Source organism: Bradyrhizobium genosp. SA-4 str. CB756, assembly GCF_000473125.1.
GTDB classification, from domain to species: Bacteria; Pseudomonadota; Alphaproteobacteria; order Rhizobiales; family Xanthobacteraceae; genus Bradyrhizobium; species Bradyrhizobium arachidis.
This window is the reverse complement of the sequence record NZ_KI421499.1, coordinates 7,564,354-7,581,493: the sequence shown is the minus strand read 5'-3', so window position 1 is coordinate 7,581,493 and position 17,140 is coordinate 7,564,354. Positions and strand designations below refer to the sequence as shown.

Below are 17,140 nucleotides of genomic sequence, written 5' to 3'. Positions count from 1 at the left end.
GCCCGTGAGGCTAGCTCCTATTTCTTGAGAAACTTATCCGGCGGGATCGTCACCGTCATTTCCCGCGACTTGGGGCTGACGAAGTTCGCCAGCGCGAACACCACGCCATAGACGATGCCGGCAAGCACGGCGACGACCGTCAGGAAGCGGAACAGGCTGGGCATCGGGCTAGGGTCTCGAGGCGTGGCGAATTAACCAATGAAATCATCCAACATGTTCGCCGTTTCGTGGCAAGAGTCCTCTGGCGAGGCCCCCTGCAGGGTCGTATAGGTGGCCAAACCATGCCGTCTTTGGCGGCAGATTGAGCGAGATCCTGAGCGAAATTCATGTCCGACGCCGTCCTGCCGATTCCCGCGTCCCCCGAGGCCGACATCCTGTCGGCGCTCGGCGCGCGCTCGATCGTGCTCGTCGGCATGATGGGGGTAGGCAAGTCCACCATCGGCCGCCGCATGGCGGCCAGGCTCAAGCTGCCCTTCGTCGACGCCGACACCGAGATCGAGGCGGCGGCCGGCATGACCATACCTGAGATTTTCGAGCGCCATGGCGAGCCGCATTTCCGCGACGGCGAGGCCCGCGTGATCGCACGGCTGCTCGAGGGCGGACCGCTGGTGCTCGCGACCGGCGGCGGCGCCTTCATGCGCGAGGAGACGCGCAAGCGCATCGCGGCCAAGGCGGTCTCGATCTGGCTCAAGGCCGACCACGACGTCATCATGCGCCGCGTCCGCCGCCGCGCCGACCGTCCGCTGCTCCAGACGCCCGATCCGGAAGGAACCGTGACGCGCCTGCTCACCGAGCGCGAGCCGATTTACGGCAATGCCGACCTCACCATCGCCTCGCGCGACGTGCCGCACGACAAGATCGTCGAGGAGACCATCGAGACGCTGCACGCCCATCTCTGCGGCGCGCAGTCCGCCCCGCCACCTGCCGACGTCGCGAGTGCCGTACGATGACCGCGCCCCTGCAGCATTCCGATCCTGTGAACGTCGACGTCGCGCTCGGCGACCGTGCCTATGACATCGTCATCGGCCGCGGCGTGCTGGCCTCGCTCGGCGAGCGCGTCGCCGCCTTGCGCCCCGGCGTGCGCACGGCTGTTGTCACCGACCGCACCGTCGCAAAGTACTGGCTCGAGCCGACGGAAGCATCGCTCGCGGCGAGCGGCATCCCGACCTCGCGCATCGTGGTCGAGGAAGGCGAGATCTCGAAAACGTACGCGGGCCTGGAAAAGGTCAGCGAAGCCCTGATCGCCGCAAAAATCGAGCGCAACGATCTCGTTATCGCGCTCGGCGGCGGCGTGGTCGGCGATCTCGCCGGCTTTGCCGCGGCGATCCTGCGCCGCGGCGTCGATTTCGTGCAGGTGCCGACCTCGCTCCTGGCGCAGGTCGATTCCAGCGTCGGCGGCAAGACCGGCATCAATTCGCCGCAGGGCAAGAACCTACTCGGCGCCTTCCACCAGCCGGTGCTTGTGATTGCCGACACCGCCGTGCTCGACACGCTGTCGCCGCGGCAGTTCCGCGCCGGTTATGCCGAGGTCGCCAAATACGGCGTGCTCGGGGATGAGGCCTTCTTCTCCTGGCTGGAAAAGAACCATTCCGACATCTTCAAGGGCGGCTCCGCGCGCGAGCATGCGATCGCGACCTCCTGCCGGGCCAAGGCCGGCGTCGTCTCGCGCGACGAGCGCGAGACCGGCGAGCGTGCGCTGCTCAATCTCGGCCACACTTTCGGTCACGCGCTGGAAGCCGCGACCGGCTTCTCCGATCGCCTGTTCCACGGCGAGGGCGTCGCCATCGGCATGACGCTGGCGGCGCAGTTCTCGGCGAAGCTCGGCATGATCGGCGAGACTGAGGCGGCACGGGTCGAGCGGCACCTGATCGAGGCAGGCCTGCCGACGCGCTTGCAGGACATCGCGGGTTTCGCGCAGGAAGGGCTCGCGGACGCCGACGCGCTGATGGCGCTGATGGCGCAGGACAAGAAGGTCAAGCGCGGCAAGCTCACCTTCATCCTGCTCGAGGCCGTAGGCCGTGCGGTGATCGCGAAGGATGTCGAGCCGGCCCCGGTGCGCGATTTCCTGAAAGAGAAGCTCGCGCAGAAGGCATAGTGCGCGATTGAACTTCTGTTGAGTGGTGCATGGACTGGCTCGGCTTCACCATCGTCATTATCTGCCTGCTCGTCTCGGGCTTCTTCGCCGCGAGCGAGACCGCGCTGACCGGCGCCTCGCGCGCCAGCATGCTGAGGCTCTCCAAGCAGGGTAACCGCGACGCCGACGTCGTCTCTGAGCTGCTCGACATGCGCGAGCGCCTGATCGGCGCGCTGCTGCTCGGCAACAACATCGCCAATATCAGCGCCTCCGCGCTCGCAACCTCGATCTTTACGGCCTGGTTCGGCGACGTCGGCGTGCTCTATGCCACCGGCGTGATGACCGCGCTGGTCGTGATTTTTGCGGAAGTGCTGCCGAAGACCATCGCGATCAACGCGCCCGACCGCATGGCGCTCGCAGTCGCGCGCCCGATGCGGCTGACGATGTACGTGCTGGGGCCGCTGCTCAGAATCGTCGAAGTCATCGTGCGCGTGTTGATGCGCCTCTTCGGCCTCGCTGGCGAGCACCAGGCCATCCTGTCGCCGACCGAGCGCCTGCGCGGCGCGGTCGACCTTCTGCACCACGAGGGCAAGGTCGAGAAGCAGGACCGCGACATGCTCGGCGGCCTCCTGGACCTGCGCGAGCTCCAGGTCTCCGACGTCATGATCCATCGCACCGAGATGATGATGATCAACGCCGATCTGCCGCCGGAAGAGCTGGTGCGTGAGGTGCTGGCGACCGAATACACCCGCATCCCGCTCTGGCGCGAGAAGCCGGAGAACATCATCGGCGTGCTCCACGCCAAGGACCTCTTGCGCGCGATCCGCGCCTCCGACGGCGACACCTCGCGCATCGACGTCTCCACCATCGCGCTGCCGCCCTGGTTCGTGCCGGAGATGCGGCCCGTGTCCGAGCAGCTCAAGGCGTTCCGCCGCCGCAAGACCCATTTCGCGCTGGTCGTCGACGAGTATGGCGAGGTTGAAGGTCTCGTGACGCTGGAAGACATTCTGGAAGAGATCGTCGGCGACATCTCGGACGAGCACGACGTCGTCGTCGCCGGCGTGCGCGCCCAGCCTGACGGCTCGGTGGTGGTCGACGGTTCGGTGCCGATCCGCGATCTCAACCGCGCCATGGACTGGCATCTGCCCGACGAAGAGGCAACCACGGTCGCCGGCCTCGTCATTCACGAGGCGCGCTCGATCCCCGACCGCGGCCAGAGCTTTACGTTCCACGGCTTCCGCTTCCGCGTCCTCCGCCGCGAACGCAACCGCATCACCGCGCTCCGTATTTCACCGGTGCCGCGCGAGGCCGAGCTGGAAGAGGCAAAGCCGAGACGGGCCGGGACGTCGTTTTGACGCGGCAGTCGTAAGCACTGCAGCTTCCACATCGTCATGGCCGGGCTTGACCCNNCCATCCACGCCTTAATAACCGAACGAAGAACGTGGATGCCCGGGACAAGCCCGGGCATGACGACCATTTTCGATTATGTGCGAGGCCTTCCGGGGAGGGTGAAGAACCTCAGCCTTCCCCCGGCGCCTGCGCGTGTATCGCGAGCGCGTGCACGCTGCCGGAAAGTTCCGCGGCCAGCGCCGAATTTATCATGCGGTGGCGGTCGACCCGGCTCTTCCCTTTGAAGGCTTCAGATACGATATACACCCGGAAGTGCGTCTCGCCGCTCGGCCGATGGCCGGCGTGACCCTCATGCAAATGTGACTCGTCGACGACTTGCAGGCTTTCCGGCGTGAAAGCTTCCTGCAACTTGTTGCTGATAGTATCTTTCATAACCATGAGTGCCATTAAAGCGTGCGCAAGCGCCCCGTCAATTGCCGGGGTGGTCAGCTAATTGCAATGTCAAGACTTGAAGGTTTTTGCATTGCGTAGTCAAAGTCAGCCATGCCGATCGATTCATCAAAGTTCTTCGACTCCATCCGCGTCAAGCCGCGTGGCAAGCAGCCGGAAGCGAAGCCGCGCGAGACCGTGGTCGCTTGCGAATGGGCCGGATGCCAGAACAAGGGCTCGCACCGCGCGCCGAAGGGGCGCGAGAACCAGCGCGACTACTGGCACTTCTGCCTCGACCATGTGCGCGAGTACAACCAGAACTACAATTTCTTCTCCGGCATGAATGCCGACGCCGTCGCGCGCTATCAGAAGGATGCGCTGACCGGTCACCGTCCGACCTGGAAGATGGGCGCCAATGGCGGCGTCAAGAAGGGATCGGAAGCCGAGATCGACGGTGCGTTCGATCCGTTCAGCATGTTCAGCGAGATCAACGGCCGCGCCAACTGGCGCAAGGGCCCGGATGCCCAGCCCAAGGCCGAGACGCGCAAGGTGATGAACGCCGAGCGCAAGGCGCTCCAGGTCATGGGCCTCGGCCCCGACGCCACGCTCGCCGACGTCAAGACCAAGTACAAGGCGCTGGTCAAGCAGCACCACCCCGACGCCAATGGCGGCGACCGCTCCACCGAGGATCGCCTGATCGAGATCATCAAGGCGTATAATTATCTGAAGACGGTGGTGCGCGAGGCGTAGGGCTTCGCGGCCACAGTCGTAGCCAAACTCTCGGTGTCGTCCCGGACAAGCGAAGCGCAGATCCGGCAACTGTTATGTTGGGTTGGCTTTCAGGTACGGCTTTCTGTCACGCATCATGGCATTGAGGACCGTTAGCAGCTTCCTGGCGACGGCAATGAGGGCGAGCTTGGCTGGTTTGCCGGCCCGTCGCAGCCGTGCGTAGAAGGCCTTGAACGGATCGGCCCTGCGAACCGCGTTGAGCGCAGCCATGTAGAGGGCGTCACGGACGCGCTTTCGGCCGCCGGCAATCTTGCGTTTGCCGCGGAAGGCTCCGCTGTCGACGTTGAAGGGAGCCAGGCCGGCGAGCGCCGCGATCTGCTTGGCTCCCACATGTCCGAGTTCCGGCATCTTCGCGATGAGTTGCATGCAAGCCACGGGACCCACGCTAGGCAGTGAGCGCATCAATCGCGCATCGTCCGCAATCTCTCGCTCGGCTTTGATTAGTCCCCTGATGTCGGCCTCGATCTCGGCGATCTCGCCGTCGAGGACTTCAATGAGGCGACCGATGCGCTCGGCCATGGCACGGTCGTCGGTCTCGCTGCGCCGGTTCTTCTCCTGCGCGCGCATGCGAACCAGCTGATCTCGCCGTTTTGCAAGTCCCGCCAAGGCGTTGCGGGCGGGATTGGCAGTCGGCTCCGTTGCTGGCTGCATGGCCCGCGCAAAGGCTGCCAGCATTCGCGCGTCGATCGGGTCGGTCTTGGCGAGCTGCCCGCTGGCGCGCGCGAAGTCACGAGCCCGGGCCGGGTTGATCCGGGCGAAACGGATGCCGGCCTCGCTCAGCGCTTCGCGAAGCTCGAGGTCATAAACACCCGTGGCCTCGAAGACGACCAGCACATCGCATCGCCAACGCGCCGCGATCTGGGTGATGGCCTGCGTCGCGTTGGCGATGCGCTCCGGCACGCCCAGGCCTTCATCGAAGATATCGAGATATTGTTTGGAGACGTCGATTCCGACGCAACGAAGGGGTATGATCACGGTGCCTGTCCCTGTGATGCGAGGTCTGTTGGCGCAGCCTCGTGCAACTGTTCAGGTTGGTAATGGAACGGGCGGGAGACCGAGCCGGCTCACGGCGTCAAGCGCCAAGGACCCAACGGCTTCCCGCCCAACCCATCCTGACAGACTTCCAAGACACAGGGACCCATAACCCCAGGGAGAGGTTTGGCGAAGACTCGTAGTGAAATAGTCTTCCCGTGGTATTCACACCGCCTCTCGCCGATAGATCACGCGGTATGGGTCCCTGCATTCGCAGGGACGACAGCGGAGTATTTGGCTCCGCCGCCGCCTCTTGCGCTCGTTACTCGCCTCACGCCTCCGGCATCGCCCCTACATAGGACGAGCTCGGCCGGATCAGCCGCCCGGTCCGCTGCTGCTCGCGCGCATGTGCGGTCCAGCCTGCGCTGCGCGCCACCGCGAAGATCGGCGTGAACGCCTGCCGCGGGATCGCCAGCGCATCGAGCAGGATCGCGGTGAAGAACTCCACATTCGTCTCCAGCGGCCGCTCCGGATTTTTCTTGCGCAGGGCTTCGCGGATATAGGCCTCGACCTCGCCGGCAAACGGCAGATCGGTGCCGTTGGATGCCAGCGCCTCGACCGCGGTCTTGAGCACGTCGGCGCGCGGATCGCGCACGCGATAGACGCGGTGACCGAAACCCATCATCCGCTCGCCGCGCGCCAGCGCCGCATCGACCCACGGCTGGATGCGCTCGCGCGAGCCGATCGCGTCCAGCATTTCCAGCACCGGCTCCGGCGCGCCGCCATGCAGCGGGCCGGTGAGCGCGCAATAGCCGGCGGTGACGGCCGCGAACAGATCGGCTTGCGTCGAAGCGACGACACGCGCGGTGAAAGTTGAGGCGTTCATGCCGTGGTCGCTGGCCGTGACGAGATAGGCATCCAGCGCGGTCACCTCGCGCGATGCGGGCGCGCGCCCATGCAGCATGCGCAGCGTATCGGCGGCGTGGCTCACGGTCGCATCGGGCGCGATGGGATCGAGCCCTTTCGCGCGCCGCACCAGCGCACCGGCGATCACCGGAAACGCGCCGACGATGGTGGCTTCATGCTCCAGCCCGTGCTCGGCGCGAAGCCCCGCGACGGCCGCGCGGAACCCGTCGATGATGCCCATGCCGCGCGTCGCCGGCAAAAGCTCGTCCAGCCGCGCGAACGCGCGGTCGCGCGCTGCGCCCAGGCTCGCCCGGACATTGGCTTCGGTGAGCGCGGTCTTGCTGGCGCCGTTCCAGAGCCGGGCGGTGACCCCCTCAAAGCTCGATTTGGCGGCGAGGCGGCCGACATGCTCGCCGGCGATGATCAGTTCGCCGCGCTCGCCGTCAACATGGCTCAGCGCGGTCTCGGCCGCAGGAACGCCGTCCAGTCCGATCTGGCTTTTGGTGAGGTGGATGTTCATGGCCCAATCTCCTTTGCACTGCACCCGGAGAAAATCGGCCCTCTCGACAGATTGATCAATCTTGATTACATAAATCAATATGAATAATTCCGAAGAGCTCTACCTCTCCGCCCGGGAGGCCGCCGCCGAGCTCGCGATCTCGCCGGCCACGCTCTACGCCTATGTCAGCCGTGGCCTGATCCGCTCCGAGCCGACGCCGGACTCGCGCAAGAACCGCTACCGCGCCGAGGACGTCCGTGCCCTGAAGGAGCGCCGGGTGCCGTCGCCGGAGCCGCGCGGCCTGCGCAGCTTCGATGCCGACCTGCCGGTGATGGACACGGAAATCTCGACCATCACCGAGGAGGGCGCGATCTACCGCGGCGTGAACTGCGTCGATCTCGCCGAGAACGACACGCTGGAGCACACCGCAACGCTGCTCTGGGACGTCTCCGACGTCGATCCCTTCGCGCCGGACAATCAGCCTGCGACGTCCGACGAGATGCGCGCGATCGCGGAAGCCGCGCGCCGGGCGGCGCCGATCGACCGCGCCATCGCCGTGCTGGCGCTTGCCGCCAGTGCCGATCCCCGCGCCTTCACCCGCGCGCCCGATGGCCGCGCCATGGTCGGCGCGCGCATCGTCCGGCTGCTGGTTGCGACCATGCTCAACGCCGAGCCGTCAGCCGAGCCGCTGCATCAGCAGGTCGCGAAAGCCTGGGCGGCGGACAATAAGCACGCGCCCGATCTGATCCGCCGCGCGCTGGTGCTGCTGGCCGATCACGAGCTGAACGCCTCGACCTTCACCGCGCGCTGTGCGGCGTCCACCGGCCTCAACCTCTATGACTCCGTGATTGCCGGCCTTGCTGCGCTGAAAGGCCCCAAGCATGGCGGCGCCGGCGTGCTGGCCTCGCAGCTCGTCAAGACGCTGATCGACCGTGATGTCGAGCCCATGGTGCGCGAGCGCGTCGCGCTCGGCGAGCGCTTTGCCGGCTTCGGCCACGGCGTCTACAAGCGCGGCGATCCCCGCGCGCAATCGCTGCTGAACGCGCTCGCCCGCGCCGGCGCACCGCGAAAATTCACCCGCGAAGTGCCGGAGCGGATCATCGAGGCGACCGGCGAGCTCGTGAATATCGACTACGCGCTCGCGGTGCTCGTGCACGCGCTGCGGCTCCCTGCTGGCAGCGAGCTCGCCTTGTTCGCGATGGCCCGCAGCGTCGGCTGGATCGCCCATGCCAGCGAGCAGTTGCAGTTCGGGAAGTTGATCCGGCCGCGGGCGAGGTATGTCGGGCCGGCGCCGGGGAGGAGGGCAGGCAGCTAGAATCTCTGTGAGCGCGTCGCTCTCCGCTGTCGTCCCTGCGAACGCAGGGACCCATAATCCCAGGAAGCGGTTTGGCGAAGACTCGTCGTTCGGTACTCCAGCCGGTCACAATCGATAGATCACGCGGTATGGGTCCCTGCGTTCGCAGGGACGACACCTGTTATGTGGCGGCTACGCCGGCGGCTTGGCCGCCGCAGCCACATCGCCACCCCTCCGCCGGCGATAGATCCACAGCGCCACGCCCACCACGATCGCCACCGCCACCACCGTCAAAATCCACATGTGCTTGAACGGATGCCCATGGTGCGGCACGCCGAAATATTGGTGGAAGGCCGACACCGCCAGCACGCCCGGCAGCACATGCGCGGGGGCCCAGACCAGGATCGCCGGGATATTCACTGCATAAAACCGTGCCGGCGCCATGCCCAGCGCGCCGGCCGTCACCGGCACGAAGGCGCGGATCGGGGGCACGAAGCGAGCGAAGAACACGGCCCAGGTGCCGAAGCGCTTGAAGAAGCTTTCGCTCTCGGCGACCACGCGCGGGTAATTGGTCAGCGGCCAGGCGGTGAGGATCTCGCGCTGGCGCCGGTGCCCGATCCAGTAGGCCGAGCCGTCGCCCAGCACGGCGCCGAGCGCGGCCGCCAGCAGCACCCATTGCAGCTTCAGCTCGCCGCCCGGAACCAGGGCGCTCAAGGCCAGGATGATGGTCGAGCCGGGAATGACCGATCCCACCACAGGCACGGCTTCCAGCAGCGCCGCCAGGAACAGGGTCAGATAGGCCAGCCACGTATGGACTGACACGAAGGAGATGAGGGGATCGAGAAAGGACGTCACGTCGTCTCTGTGGCGGTCGGGTGGACTTCGGTTCACCCTTGGGTTTATCCCGGGGGTTCGGACCCTACATAAGTAAGGGCAGGCGGCAAAAGTGCCATTTGCGCGGGCAGGATGGCCGTTCAGGTTCGAAATTCGAGCGTGATTCGCAAGGCAGCCCTCCAAAAACTGCGTTCCTGACCTATCTAAATGAAAAGACAACGGAACTTTGATTGGCACGCGGGCTTCTGCCGGCACGTTGTCTCTGATAGGTTCGCAGCCGCACCCAGCCGCAGCCAACGTGCAAATAACTGGTCTCGGGACCGCCCGGGGCCTCGGAGGATTGATGACGACCGCCGCCATGTCCAAAGTTGAGGAAGTTTCCGGTCTGCCCGACATGAAGGTGTCGGTGCGCCAGGTGTTCGGGATCGACAGCGATCTCGAAGTGCCGGCTTATTCCGAAGTCGATCCTCATGTGCCCGAAGTCGATTCCGACTATCGCTTCGACCGCGCCACCACGCTCGCCATTCTCGCCGGCTATGCGCGCAATCGCCGCGTGATGGTGACCGGCTATCACGGCACCGGCAAATCCACCCATATCGAGCAGGTCGCCGCCCGGCTGAACTGGCCGTGCGTGCGCGTCAACCTCGACAGCCACATCAGCCGTATCGACCTCGTCGGCAAGGACTCCATCGTGGTCCGCGACGGCAAGCAGGTCACCGAATTCCGCGACGGCATCCTGCCCTGGGCGCTCCAGAACAACGTCGCGCTGGTGTTTGACGAATACGACGCCGGCCGTCCGGACGTGATGTTCGTGATCCAGCGCGTGCTGGAAGTCTCGGGCCGCCTGACGCTGCTCGACCAGAACAAGGTGATCAAGCCGCATCCGGCGTTCCGCCTGTTCGCGACCGCCAACACCGTCGGTCTCGGCGATACTTCGGGCCTCTATCACGGCACCCAGCAGATCAACCAGGGCCAGATGGACCGCTGGTCGATCGTCACCACGCTGAACTATCTCAGCCACGACGAGGAAGTGGAGATCGTGCTGGCCAAGGCCAAGCACTATCGCACCCAGGAAGGCCGCGACATCGTCAACAAGATGGTGCGCCTTGCCGATCTCACCCGTAACGCCTTCGCCAATGGCGATCTGTCGACGGTGATGAGCCCGCGCACGGTGATCACCTGGGCCGAAAACTCCGACATCTTCGGCGATATCGGCTTCGCGTTCCGGGTCACCTTCCTCAACAAGTGCGACGAGCTCGAGCGTCCCCTGGTCGCCGAGTTCTATCAGCGCTGCTTCAATGCGGAGCTGCCGGAATCGGCAGTCAACGTGGCGCTCAGCTAGACCATGCCGACCGTCTCCGTCGAGCGCACCATTGGGACCACCAAGAAGGCTGTGCTCGCCGGGCTCGGCGCCTACAACGACGAGAAGTTTGGCAAGCAGAAGGTCAAGAGCATCGCGGTCGCCTTGAAGGACGGCCGCAAGATCGTCGGCGGCATCGTCGGGCACCTCTGGTCCACGGTTCTGTTCATCCAGTATTTCTGGATCGAGCAGAAGCAGCGCGGCAAGGGCCATGGCACGAAGCTGATCGCGGCGATCGAGGACGAGGCACGACGGCTCGGCGCGATCCGGGTCCATGTCGATACGATGAGTTTCCAGGCGCCGGGCTTCTATCGTTCCTGCGGGTACGGGGAATTCGGCACTCTTGACGGCTATCCCGGCGGCGTGACGCGCCATTCGTTTACGAAGTCGCTATGAGCACATCATCATCCAACTCCAAATTCCGTAATACCAAGGAAGCGCCGACCGAGCCGTTCAAGCGCTCGGTCGCCTCCTGTCTCAAGGCGATCGCCAAGGCGCCCGAGCTCGATGTCTCGTTCGCGGCCGAGCGCCCGGGCCTTGCCCCCGGCAAGGCGCGGTTGCCGGAGCCGGCGCGGAAAATGACCAAGCGCGATGCGGCGATCGTGCGCGGCCACGCCGATTCCATCGCGCTCAAGCTCGCCTGTCATGATCCCAAGGTGCACCGCAAGCTGATGCCCGGCAATCCGCAGGCGCGCGGCGTGTTCGAGGCGGTCGAGCAGGCCCGCGTCGAGGCGATCGGCGCGCGCCGCATGGCAGGCGTTGCCAAAAACCTCACCGCGATGCTCGACGACCATTTCCACCGCGGCAAGTTCGACGAGATCACCGACCGCGCCGACGCGCCGCTGGCCGACGCGCTGGCAATGCTGGTGCGCGAGCGCCTGACCGGCATGGCGCCGCCTGCGGCCGCCAAGAAGATGGTCGATCTCTGGCGTCCCATCCTGGAAGACAAGATCGGCAGGCGGCTCGACCGGCTCGACGGCGTGGTCGAGGACCAGACCCGGTTCGGCGATGCCGTGCATGATCTCTTGTCGGCGCTCGAGCTCGGCGACGAGCGCAACGCCGATAGCGAGGACAATGACGAGAACGACGAGAACCAGGACGGCGACAACGATCAGTCCGGCGCCGAGGGCTCGCCCGATTCCGATGCCGCGCAGGAGATGAGCGCAGACCAGGCGCAGGCCTCATCCGAGGAGATGAGCGAGAGCGCCATGGAAAGCGCGCAGGCGTCGACCTCCGACACCTTCGACGACGGCGAGCTCGGCGACGACGAGACGCCGGGCGAGGCGACGCGTCCGAACGCGCACGGCAAGAACGAGCCGCGCGGGCCGGAATATCACGCCTTCGCGCCGAAATTCGATGAGGTCATCTCCGCCGAAGACCTCTGCGACCATGACGAGCTGGAGCGCCTGCGCGCCTATCTCGACAAGCAGCTCGCGCATCTGCAAGGTATCGTCGCCCGCCTCGCCAACCGGCTGCAGCGCCGGCTGATGGCGCAGCAGAACCGCGCCTGGGAGTTCGATCTCGAAGAGGGCATCCTCGATCCCGCGCGCCTGTCGCGCGTGGTCACCGATCCCTATCACCCGCTGTCCTTCATGCACGAGAAGGAGGCGACGTTCCGCGACACCGTCGTGACGTTGCTGCTCGACAATTCCGGCTCGATGCGCGGACGCCCGATCACGGTCGCCGCCACCTGCGCCGACATCCTCGCGCGCACGCTGGAGCGTTGCGGCGTCAAGGTCGAGATTTTGGGCTTCACCACGCGCGCCTGGAAGGGCGGGCAATCGCGCGAGGCGTGGCTTGCCGCCGGCAAGCCGGCCAATCCCGGCCGCCTCAACGATCTCCGCCACATCATTTACAAGTCGGCGGATGCCCCCTGGCGCCGTGCGCGGAAGAATCTCGGCTTGATGATGCGCGAGGGTCTCCTCAAGGAGAACATCGACGGCGAGGCGCTGGATTGGGCGCACAAGCGCCTGCTCGGCCGGCCCGAGCAGCGCAAGATCCTGATGATGATCTCGGACGGCGCGCCGGTCGACGATTCCACGCTGTCGGTCAATCCCGGCAACTATCTCGAGCGGCACCTGCGCCACATCATCGAGGAGATCGAGACCCGCTCGCCGGTCGAGCTGATCGCGATCGGCATCGGCCATGACGTCACGCGCTACTATCGCCGCGCGGTGACGATCGTGGACGCGGAAGAACTCGGCGGCGCCATCACCGAGAAGCTCGCCGAGCTCTTCAGCGAGACCAACACCGCACCAACCCAGCCGGCCGGTCGCCCGCGACGCAAATTGCATTCGTGAGCACGCAACCATCCCGCCGCAGCCTTCTCGGCCACGCGGCGGCGGGATTTTCCATTCTAGCAATCCCGCGACTTGCGCGGGCGCAGCCTGCGAGCGAGCCGGCGCTGCGTCCGGCGCAGGTCGAGCACGCCGTCACCGCGCCCGTCAGCATCGAGGTCAACGCGCGGCAGATCCCCTCGTTCGAGCCGCGCGATCGTTCGCACGTGCGCTTCGGCTCGCTGGAATATCGCAGCGGCCTCGTGCTGACTTCGCCGCATCGCGGTTTCGGCGGCCTGTCCGCGCTCCGTTTTCTCGACACGAAGGGCGAGCGCTTCCTCGCGCTGTCCGACCAGGGCAGCTGGTTCACCGGCAGCATCCGTTACGCCAGTGGCAAGATGGTCGCCCTCGACAATGTCGAGGCGGCGCCGATGCTCAATGGCGAGGGGAGGCCGATCACCGAGACGCGCTACTGGTACGACACCGAGTCGCTCGCGCGTGACGGCAATGTCTTTTATGTCGGGCTCGAGCGCGTCAACCAGATCATGCGCTTCGATTTCGCCAAGGGCGGCATCGGGGCGCGCGGCGAGGTGGTGCCGACGCCGGCCGCGATCCGCAAGCTGCCGAGCAACAAGGGGCTGGAGGCGCTGATCTTCGTGCCGAAAGGCCAGCCGCTGGCCGGCACCCTGATCGCGTTCTCCGAGCGCGGGCTCGATGCCGACGGCAATCTGATGGCGTTCCTGATCGGCGGTCCCAGGCCCGGCCAGTTCAGCGTGCGCCGCACCGACAAGTTCGACATCAGCGATGCCGTGCTGCTGCCCAGCGGCGAGCTGCTCATCCTCGAACGCAAATTCTCCTGGTTCACCGGCGTCAACATCCGCATCCGCTCAATTCCGTTGAAGTCCATCGCGCCGGGCGCGGTGGTCGACGGCCCCGCGCTGTTCGCCGCCGATCTCGGCCACGAGATCGACAACATGGAAGGCATCGACGCCCACGTCACCGCCGAGGGCGAGACCGTGCTGACGCTGGTGTCGGACGACAATTTCTCGCTGCTGCAACGGACGCTGCTGCTGCAGTTCACGCTGGTGGAGTAATTCTCCGCTGTCGTCCCGGGGCGTGCGAAGCGCGAACCCGGGACGACAGCGGAGGTGGGCGCTAGCAGCGGAGATTGAACTCGCGCGTACGAGTCCGCTACATACATCCATGCCCCTTCGCGCCATCCTCGCCTTCATCCTCATGCTTGCCGCGCTGCCTCAGGCGCACGCCACGGCCGAGCACCAGTACAAGAAGGGCGAATACGCCATCATCCAGGGCGGCCGTGCGCCGAATGGGAAGCTCTCGGTCGCCGCCCATGCCGGCGGCGAGGCCGGCCGCGAGGGTTTTCGGCTCTATCTCATGGCGGAGCCGAGCCATCGCCGGCTGATGACGCTCGACAATGTCGATGACGACAACATCCTCGACACCGCGCCGGACGCCTTCCACGCCGCCTGGTCGGCCGACGCGCGCACTGTCGCGGTGAGCTTCCGCACCGAGCGCCATATCGTCACCTTGAACCTCTACGCCGTCGAGGGCGGCCACGCGCGCCTGCTCAAGGGGCCGGACCTGTTCCGCGACGTCACCGGCCGCAGCATCGACATCAAGACCGACGGCGACATGCGCACCTCCGTGCCGGCGCTGACCTGGCAGTCGCCGCGCCGTTTTCACCTCACGGAGTACCGCGTGTTCGTGCTCGACGACCTGGCGCTCGCGGACAAGCTGGGGGTGTTCGGCAAGGCGACGAAACGCGAGGGCGGCGGCAACACGATCCAGTTTTCGGCGGAGGCGGATGGCGAGATCTTGCCCGATGGCAGCGTGCGTATGGGCAAACCCGTGCCGGGGAGGTTCGAGGAGCTGGAGTAGGGCAGCCGCAATGCATGCCGTCCCGGTCGGCCATGCTGCCCGCGCAACTGGCAATTCGCCATCGGCCTACTAAACTTCATGCAATCGCTTCCATCCCTCCATCCCCGGAACCTTCCCGCATGAGCGCCCTGTTTTCCCCGATCAAGCTGCGCGGCCTGACGTTGAAGAACCGCGTCGTGGTGTCGCCGATGTGCCAATATTCGGCCGACGACGGCGTCGCCACTGACTGGCACTTCACCCACATCAACAATCTCAGCCTGTCGGGCGCGGCGATGTTCTGCATCGAGGCGACCCATGTCGAGGCGATCGGCCGCATCACGCCGGGCTGCCTCGGGCTCTACAGCGATGCCTGCGAGGCCGCGCTGAAGCAGATCCTCTCTTCCGTGCGCAAGCATTCCTCAACCGCGGTGGCGATGCAGCTCGCCCATGCCGGCCGCAAGGCGTCGAGCGCGCGGCCCTGGGACGGCGGCCAGCTGATCCCGGTCGAGCACGGCGGCTGGCAGACGGTGGCGCCAAGCGCGGTGCCGCACAAGGAGGGCGAAGCCGCGCCGCTGGCGCTGGATGCGAGCGGTCTCAAGCGCATCCGCGACGCCTTCGTCGACAGCGCCAAGCGCGCGATGCGGATCGGCATCGACGCGATCGAGCTGCACGGCGCGCACGGCTATCTGCTGCATCAGTTCCTCTCGCCGGTCTCCAACAAGCGCACCGACGAATATGGCGGCTCCTTGCAGAGCCGCATGCGCTTCCCGCTCGAGGTCTATGACGCGGTGCGCGCCGTCGTCCCGCACGACAAGCCGGTGGGCATGCGGGTGTCGTCGACCGACTGGGTCGAGGGCGGCTGGGACCTGGGTCAAACCATCGAGTTCGCGAGCGCGTTGAAGGCGCGCGGCGTCGACTGGATCGATGCGTCCTCCGGCGGCGTCTCGCCGCTGCAGAAGATTCCGCTCGGCCCCGGCTATCAGGTGCAGTTTGCCGAGGCCATCAAGCGCGAGACGGGATTGCCGACCATCGCGGTCGGCCTCATCACCGAGCCGAAGCAGGCGGAAGAGATCGTCGCCAGCGGCAAGGCCGACATGGTCGCGCTCGCGCGCGGCCTGCTCTACGACCCGCGCTGGGCCTGGCACGCCGCCGCCGAGCTCGGCGGCGAAGTCGAAGCCCCGCCGCAATATTGGCGCTCGCAGCCCTCGACGCAGAAGGCGCTGTTCGGCAAGACAACGTTCGGGGCGCGGTGAGGGCGCTGCGCGCGTGATGTATGTCTGTGGCGCGATGACCGCGCCACACCGCCCCTGTCGTCCCTGCCTAGTGCGCAATTGCGCACGGGGAGCAGGGACCCATACCGCGTGATCTCACGATAGCGCGCTGTGTGCGTTGACAACTCAACTAAGAGTCTTCGCCAAACTGCTTCCTGTGGTTATGGGTCCCGGATCTGCGCTTCGCTTGTCCGGGACGACAGCGGAGGATGTGGTGTCCACCTCACCTCCCTCACGCCTCTCATCACGCGACCTCACGTATCCGTAAAACTCCTCAGCTTTCGCGGTCCGCAAAACTGGCCTAACCTTGCATCCCGGGGCATCACGGAGGCCGGCCCATGCGGTTTCGTGTCCGGAAGACTGCCCATGTGTTCGAGCGCGTGGGCCTTGCGATGGCAGGCGCGGCATGCGGGCTGTTCGTCGGCGCCTATGTCGGCTCGTCGATCGCGCACCTCACCACGCAGGGTTTCCTGCTGACGATGATGGTGCTGGGCTTCATCGGCTTCTATCTCGGCATCGACACGCCGCAGCTTCCCTTCGACGACGCGCACAGCCAGATCGACGCCGCGGAATTCTTGAGCGCCGCCGGCACGCTCTGCGCCACCTTCACCGCGCTCGCCTCCGTCGCCGTGATCGTGCTGCGGCTGGACCCGCACATCGCCTGGACCTGGCTCGTCCTGCTTGGCTGGATCGCCGGCGTCGCCATGCAGATCGTCGCGGGAACGAAGGCGAGGATGCGGAAGTAGTTTTCTGACCCTCCCGCACCGTCATGACCGGGCATAGCCGTCTGAAGGACGGCGTCGCTTCCGCTCGCCTATGACCCGGCCATCCACGTCTTTGCATCCGTGCCCAAGAAACGTGGATGCCCGGGACAAGCCCGGGCATGACGACCCATTGGGAGGGCTACGAAGCCGACAGCTAGAACACCACGCCCACGCGCGTGCCGCGCTTCCAGGCGATGCGGCAGCGCTTCTTCGTGTTCACATGCAACAGCTCGAACCGGTCGGGGATCTTCACCTGCCCGCCGAGATCGACGCAGGCCCCGCCGGGCGAGTAGTCGATCAGCGTGCAGGGGATCACCGGCGCGCGCGGGTCGGTGATGATCTTGGCCTGGCGGGACACCAGGCCTGCGGGTTTGACGCGGACAAATTTTCGCGGATGCATTGGCACATCTCCTCCAATTCCGCTGCTTACGGCGGGCTCTGTGC

General features: G+C 66.0%; 18 protein-coding genes. 12 read left to right on the top strand and 6 right to left on the bottom strand.

What is annotated here, in order from left to right:
* Positions 1–17: 17 nt before the first annotated feature.
* Entirely contained in the window at positions 18–164 is a 147-nt protein-coding gene (locus BRAGE_RS50865) for a hypothetical protein (RefSeq protein WP_035730492.1), read from the bottom strand.
* A 162-nt stretch (positions 165–326) separates the two neighbouring features.
* Between BRAGE_RS50865 and BRAGE_RS0136675 the strand changes: the two genes are divergently transcribed.
* The 3 genes from BRAGE_RS0136675 to BRAGE_RS0136665 are packed head-to-tail and all read left to right on the top strand — an operon-like array spanning position 327 to position 3,429.
* Positions 327–950, top strand: coding sequence for a shikimate kinase (locus BRAGE_RS0136675; RefSeq protein ID WP_027563449.1), 624 nt, complete (start codon positions 327–329; stop codon positions 948–950).
* Positions 947–2,095 carry a 3-dehydroquinate synthase gene (gene aroB / locus BRAGE_RS0136670; protein ID WP_027563448.1) on the top strand — a complete coding sequence of 383 codons (1,149 nt, stop codon included), beginning with the start codon at positions 947–949 and terminating at the stop codon, positions 2,093–2,095. Before BRAGE_RS0136675 ends, aroB begins: the two co-directional genes overlap by 4 nt.
* A gap of 29 nt (positions 2,096–2,124) precedes the next feature.
* Positions 2,125–3,429, top strand: a complete 1,305-nt coding sequence (locus BRAGE_RS0136665) for an HlyC/CorC family transporter (protein WP_027563447.1) — start codon at positions 2,125–2,127, stop codon at positions 3,427–3,429.
* Between the two features lie 163 nt (positions 3,430–3,592).
* Here the strand turns inward: BRAGE_RS0136665 and BRAGE_RS0136660 are convergent, their stop codons facing one another.
* On the bottom strand, positions 3,593–3,862 hold the full coding sequence (locus BRAGE_RS0136660; RefSeq protein ID WP_027563446.1) for a BolA family protein: 270 nt from the start codon (positions 3,860–3,862) through the stop codon (positions 3,593–3,595).
* Positions 3,863–3,967: 105 nt separating this feature from the next.
* Between BRAGE_RS0136660 and BRAGE_RS0136655 the strand changes: the two genes are divergently transcribed.
* Positions 3,968–4,603 (top strand): J domain-containing protein, encoded by a 636-nt coding sequence (locus BRAGE_RS0136655; RefSeq protein WP_027563445.1) that lies wholly within the window; start codon positions 3,968–3,970, stop codon positions 4,601–4,603.
* Between the two features lie 72 nt (positions 4,604–4,675).
* On the opposite strand, the gene BRAGE_RS0136650 is transcribed toward BRAGE_RS0136655, so the two are convergent.
* Complete coding sequence (locus BRAGE_RS0136650; protein WP_028146478.1) at positions 4,676–5,617, bottom strand: IS110 family transposase; 942 nt, start codon at positions 5,615–5,617, stop codon at positions 4,676–4,678.
* Between the two features lie 328 nt (positions 5,618–5,945).
* Positions 5,946–7,040, bottom strand: coding sequence for a citrate synthase/methylcitrate synthase (locus tag BRAGE_RS0136645; RefSeq protein WP_027565039.1), 1,095 nt, complete (start codon positions 7,038–7,040; stop codon positions 5,946–5,948).
* A 79-nt stretch (positions 7,041–7,119) separates the two neighbouring features.
* Here BRAGE_RS0136645 and BRAGE_RS0136640 point away from each other — a divergent pair, with 79 nt between their 5' ends.
* Positions 7,120–8,334, top strand: coding sequence for a citrate synthase family protein (locus BRAGE_RS0136640; RefSeq protein WP_027565038.1), 1,215 nt, complete (start codon positions 7,120–7,122; stop codon positions 8,332–8,334).
* A gap of 171 nt (positions 8,335–8,505) precedes the next feature.
* Here the strand turns inward: BRAGE_RS0136640 and BRAGE_RS0136635 are convergent, their stop codons facing one another.
* Positions 8,506–9,168 carry a DedA family protein gene (locus BRAGE_RS0136635; RefSeq protein ID WP_027565037.1) on the bottom strand — a complete coding sequence of 221 codons (663 nt, stop codon included), beginning with the start codon at positions 9,166–9,168 and terminating at the stop codon, positions 8,506–8,508.
* Between the two features lie 322 nt (positions 9,169–9,490).
* On the opposite strand from BRAGE_RS0136635, the gene cobS reads away from it, so the two are divergent.
* The 7 genes from cobS (at position 9,491) to BRAGE_RS0136600 (ending at position 16,678) form a co-directional block, all read left to right on the top strand.
* Positions 9,491–10,489: a cobaltochelatase subunit CobS gene (gene cobS / locus BRAGE_RS0136630; protein ID WP_027565036.1), complete on the top strand. Its 999-nt coding sequence runs from the start codon at positions 9,491–9,493 to the stop codon at positions 10,487–10,489.
* Between the two features lie 3 nt (positions 10,490–10,492).
* Positions 10,493–10,903 carry a GNAT family N-acetyltransferase gene (locus BRAGE_RS0136625; protein WP_027565035.1) on the top strand — a complete coding sequence of 137 codons (411 nt, stop codon included), beginning with the start codon at positions 10,493–10,495 and terminating at the stop codon, positions 10,901–10,903.
* On the top strand, positions 10,900–12,807 hold the full coding sequence (cobT, locus tag BRAGE_RS0136620; protein WP_027565034.1) for a cobaltochelatase subunit CobT: 1,908 nt from the start codon (positions 10,900–10,902) through the stop codon (positions 12,805–12,807). The genes BRAGE_RS0136625 and cobT overlap by 4 nt, the downstream gene beginning before the upstream one ends.
* On the top strand, positions 12,804–13,877 hold the full coding sequence (locus BRAGE_RS0136615; RefSeq protein ID WP_027565033.1) for an esterase-like activity of phytase family protein: 1,074 nt from the start codon (positions 12,804–12,806) through the stop codon (positions 13,875–13,877). Before cobT ends, BRAGE_RS0136615 begins: the two co-directional genes overlap by 4 nt.
* A 109-nt stretch (positions 13,878–13,986) precedes the next feature.
* Positions 13,987–14,682: a hypothetical protein gene (locus BRAGE_RS0136610; RefSeq protein ID WP_027565032.1), complete on the top strand. Its 696-nt coding sequence runs from the start codon at positions 13,987–13,989 to the stop codon at positions 14,680–14,682.
* 119 nt (positions 14,683–14,801) lie between these two features.
* Positions 14,802–15,914 carry an NADH:flavin oxidoreductase/NADH oxidase gene (locus BRAGE_RS0136605; RefSeq protein ID WP_027565031.1) on the top strand — a complete coding sequence of 371 codons (1,113 nt, stop codon included), beginning with the start codon at positions 14,802–14,804 and terminating at the stop codon, positions 15,912–15,914.
* 356 nt (positions 15,915–16,270) lie between these two features.
* A complete protein-coding gene (locus tag BRAGE_RS0136600) occupies positions 16,271–16,678 on the top strand; it encodes a hypothetical protein (protein WP_027565030.1) in 408 nt (135 codons plus the stop codon).
* Between the two features lie 172 nt (positions 16,679–16,850).
* On the opposite strand, the gene BRAGE_RS0136595 is transcribed toward BRAGE_RS0136600, so the two are convergent.
* On the bottom strand, positions 16,851–17,096 hold the full coding sequence (locus tag BRAGE_RS0136595) for a PilZ domain-containing protein (RefSeq protein ID WP_027565029.1): 246 nt from the start codon (positions 17,094–17,096) through the stop codon (positions 16,851–16,853).
* Between the last annotated feature and the right edge of the window lie 44 nt (positions 17,097–17,140).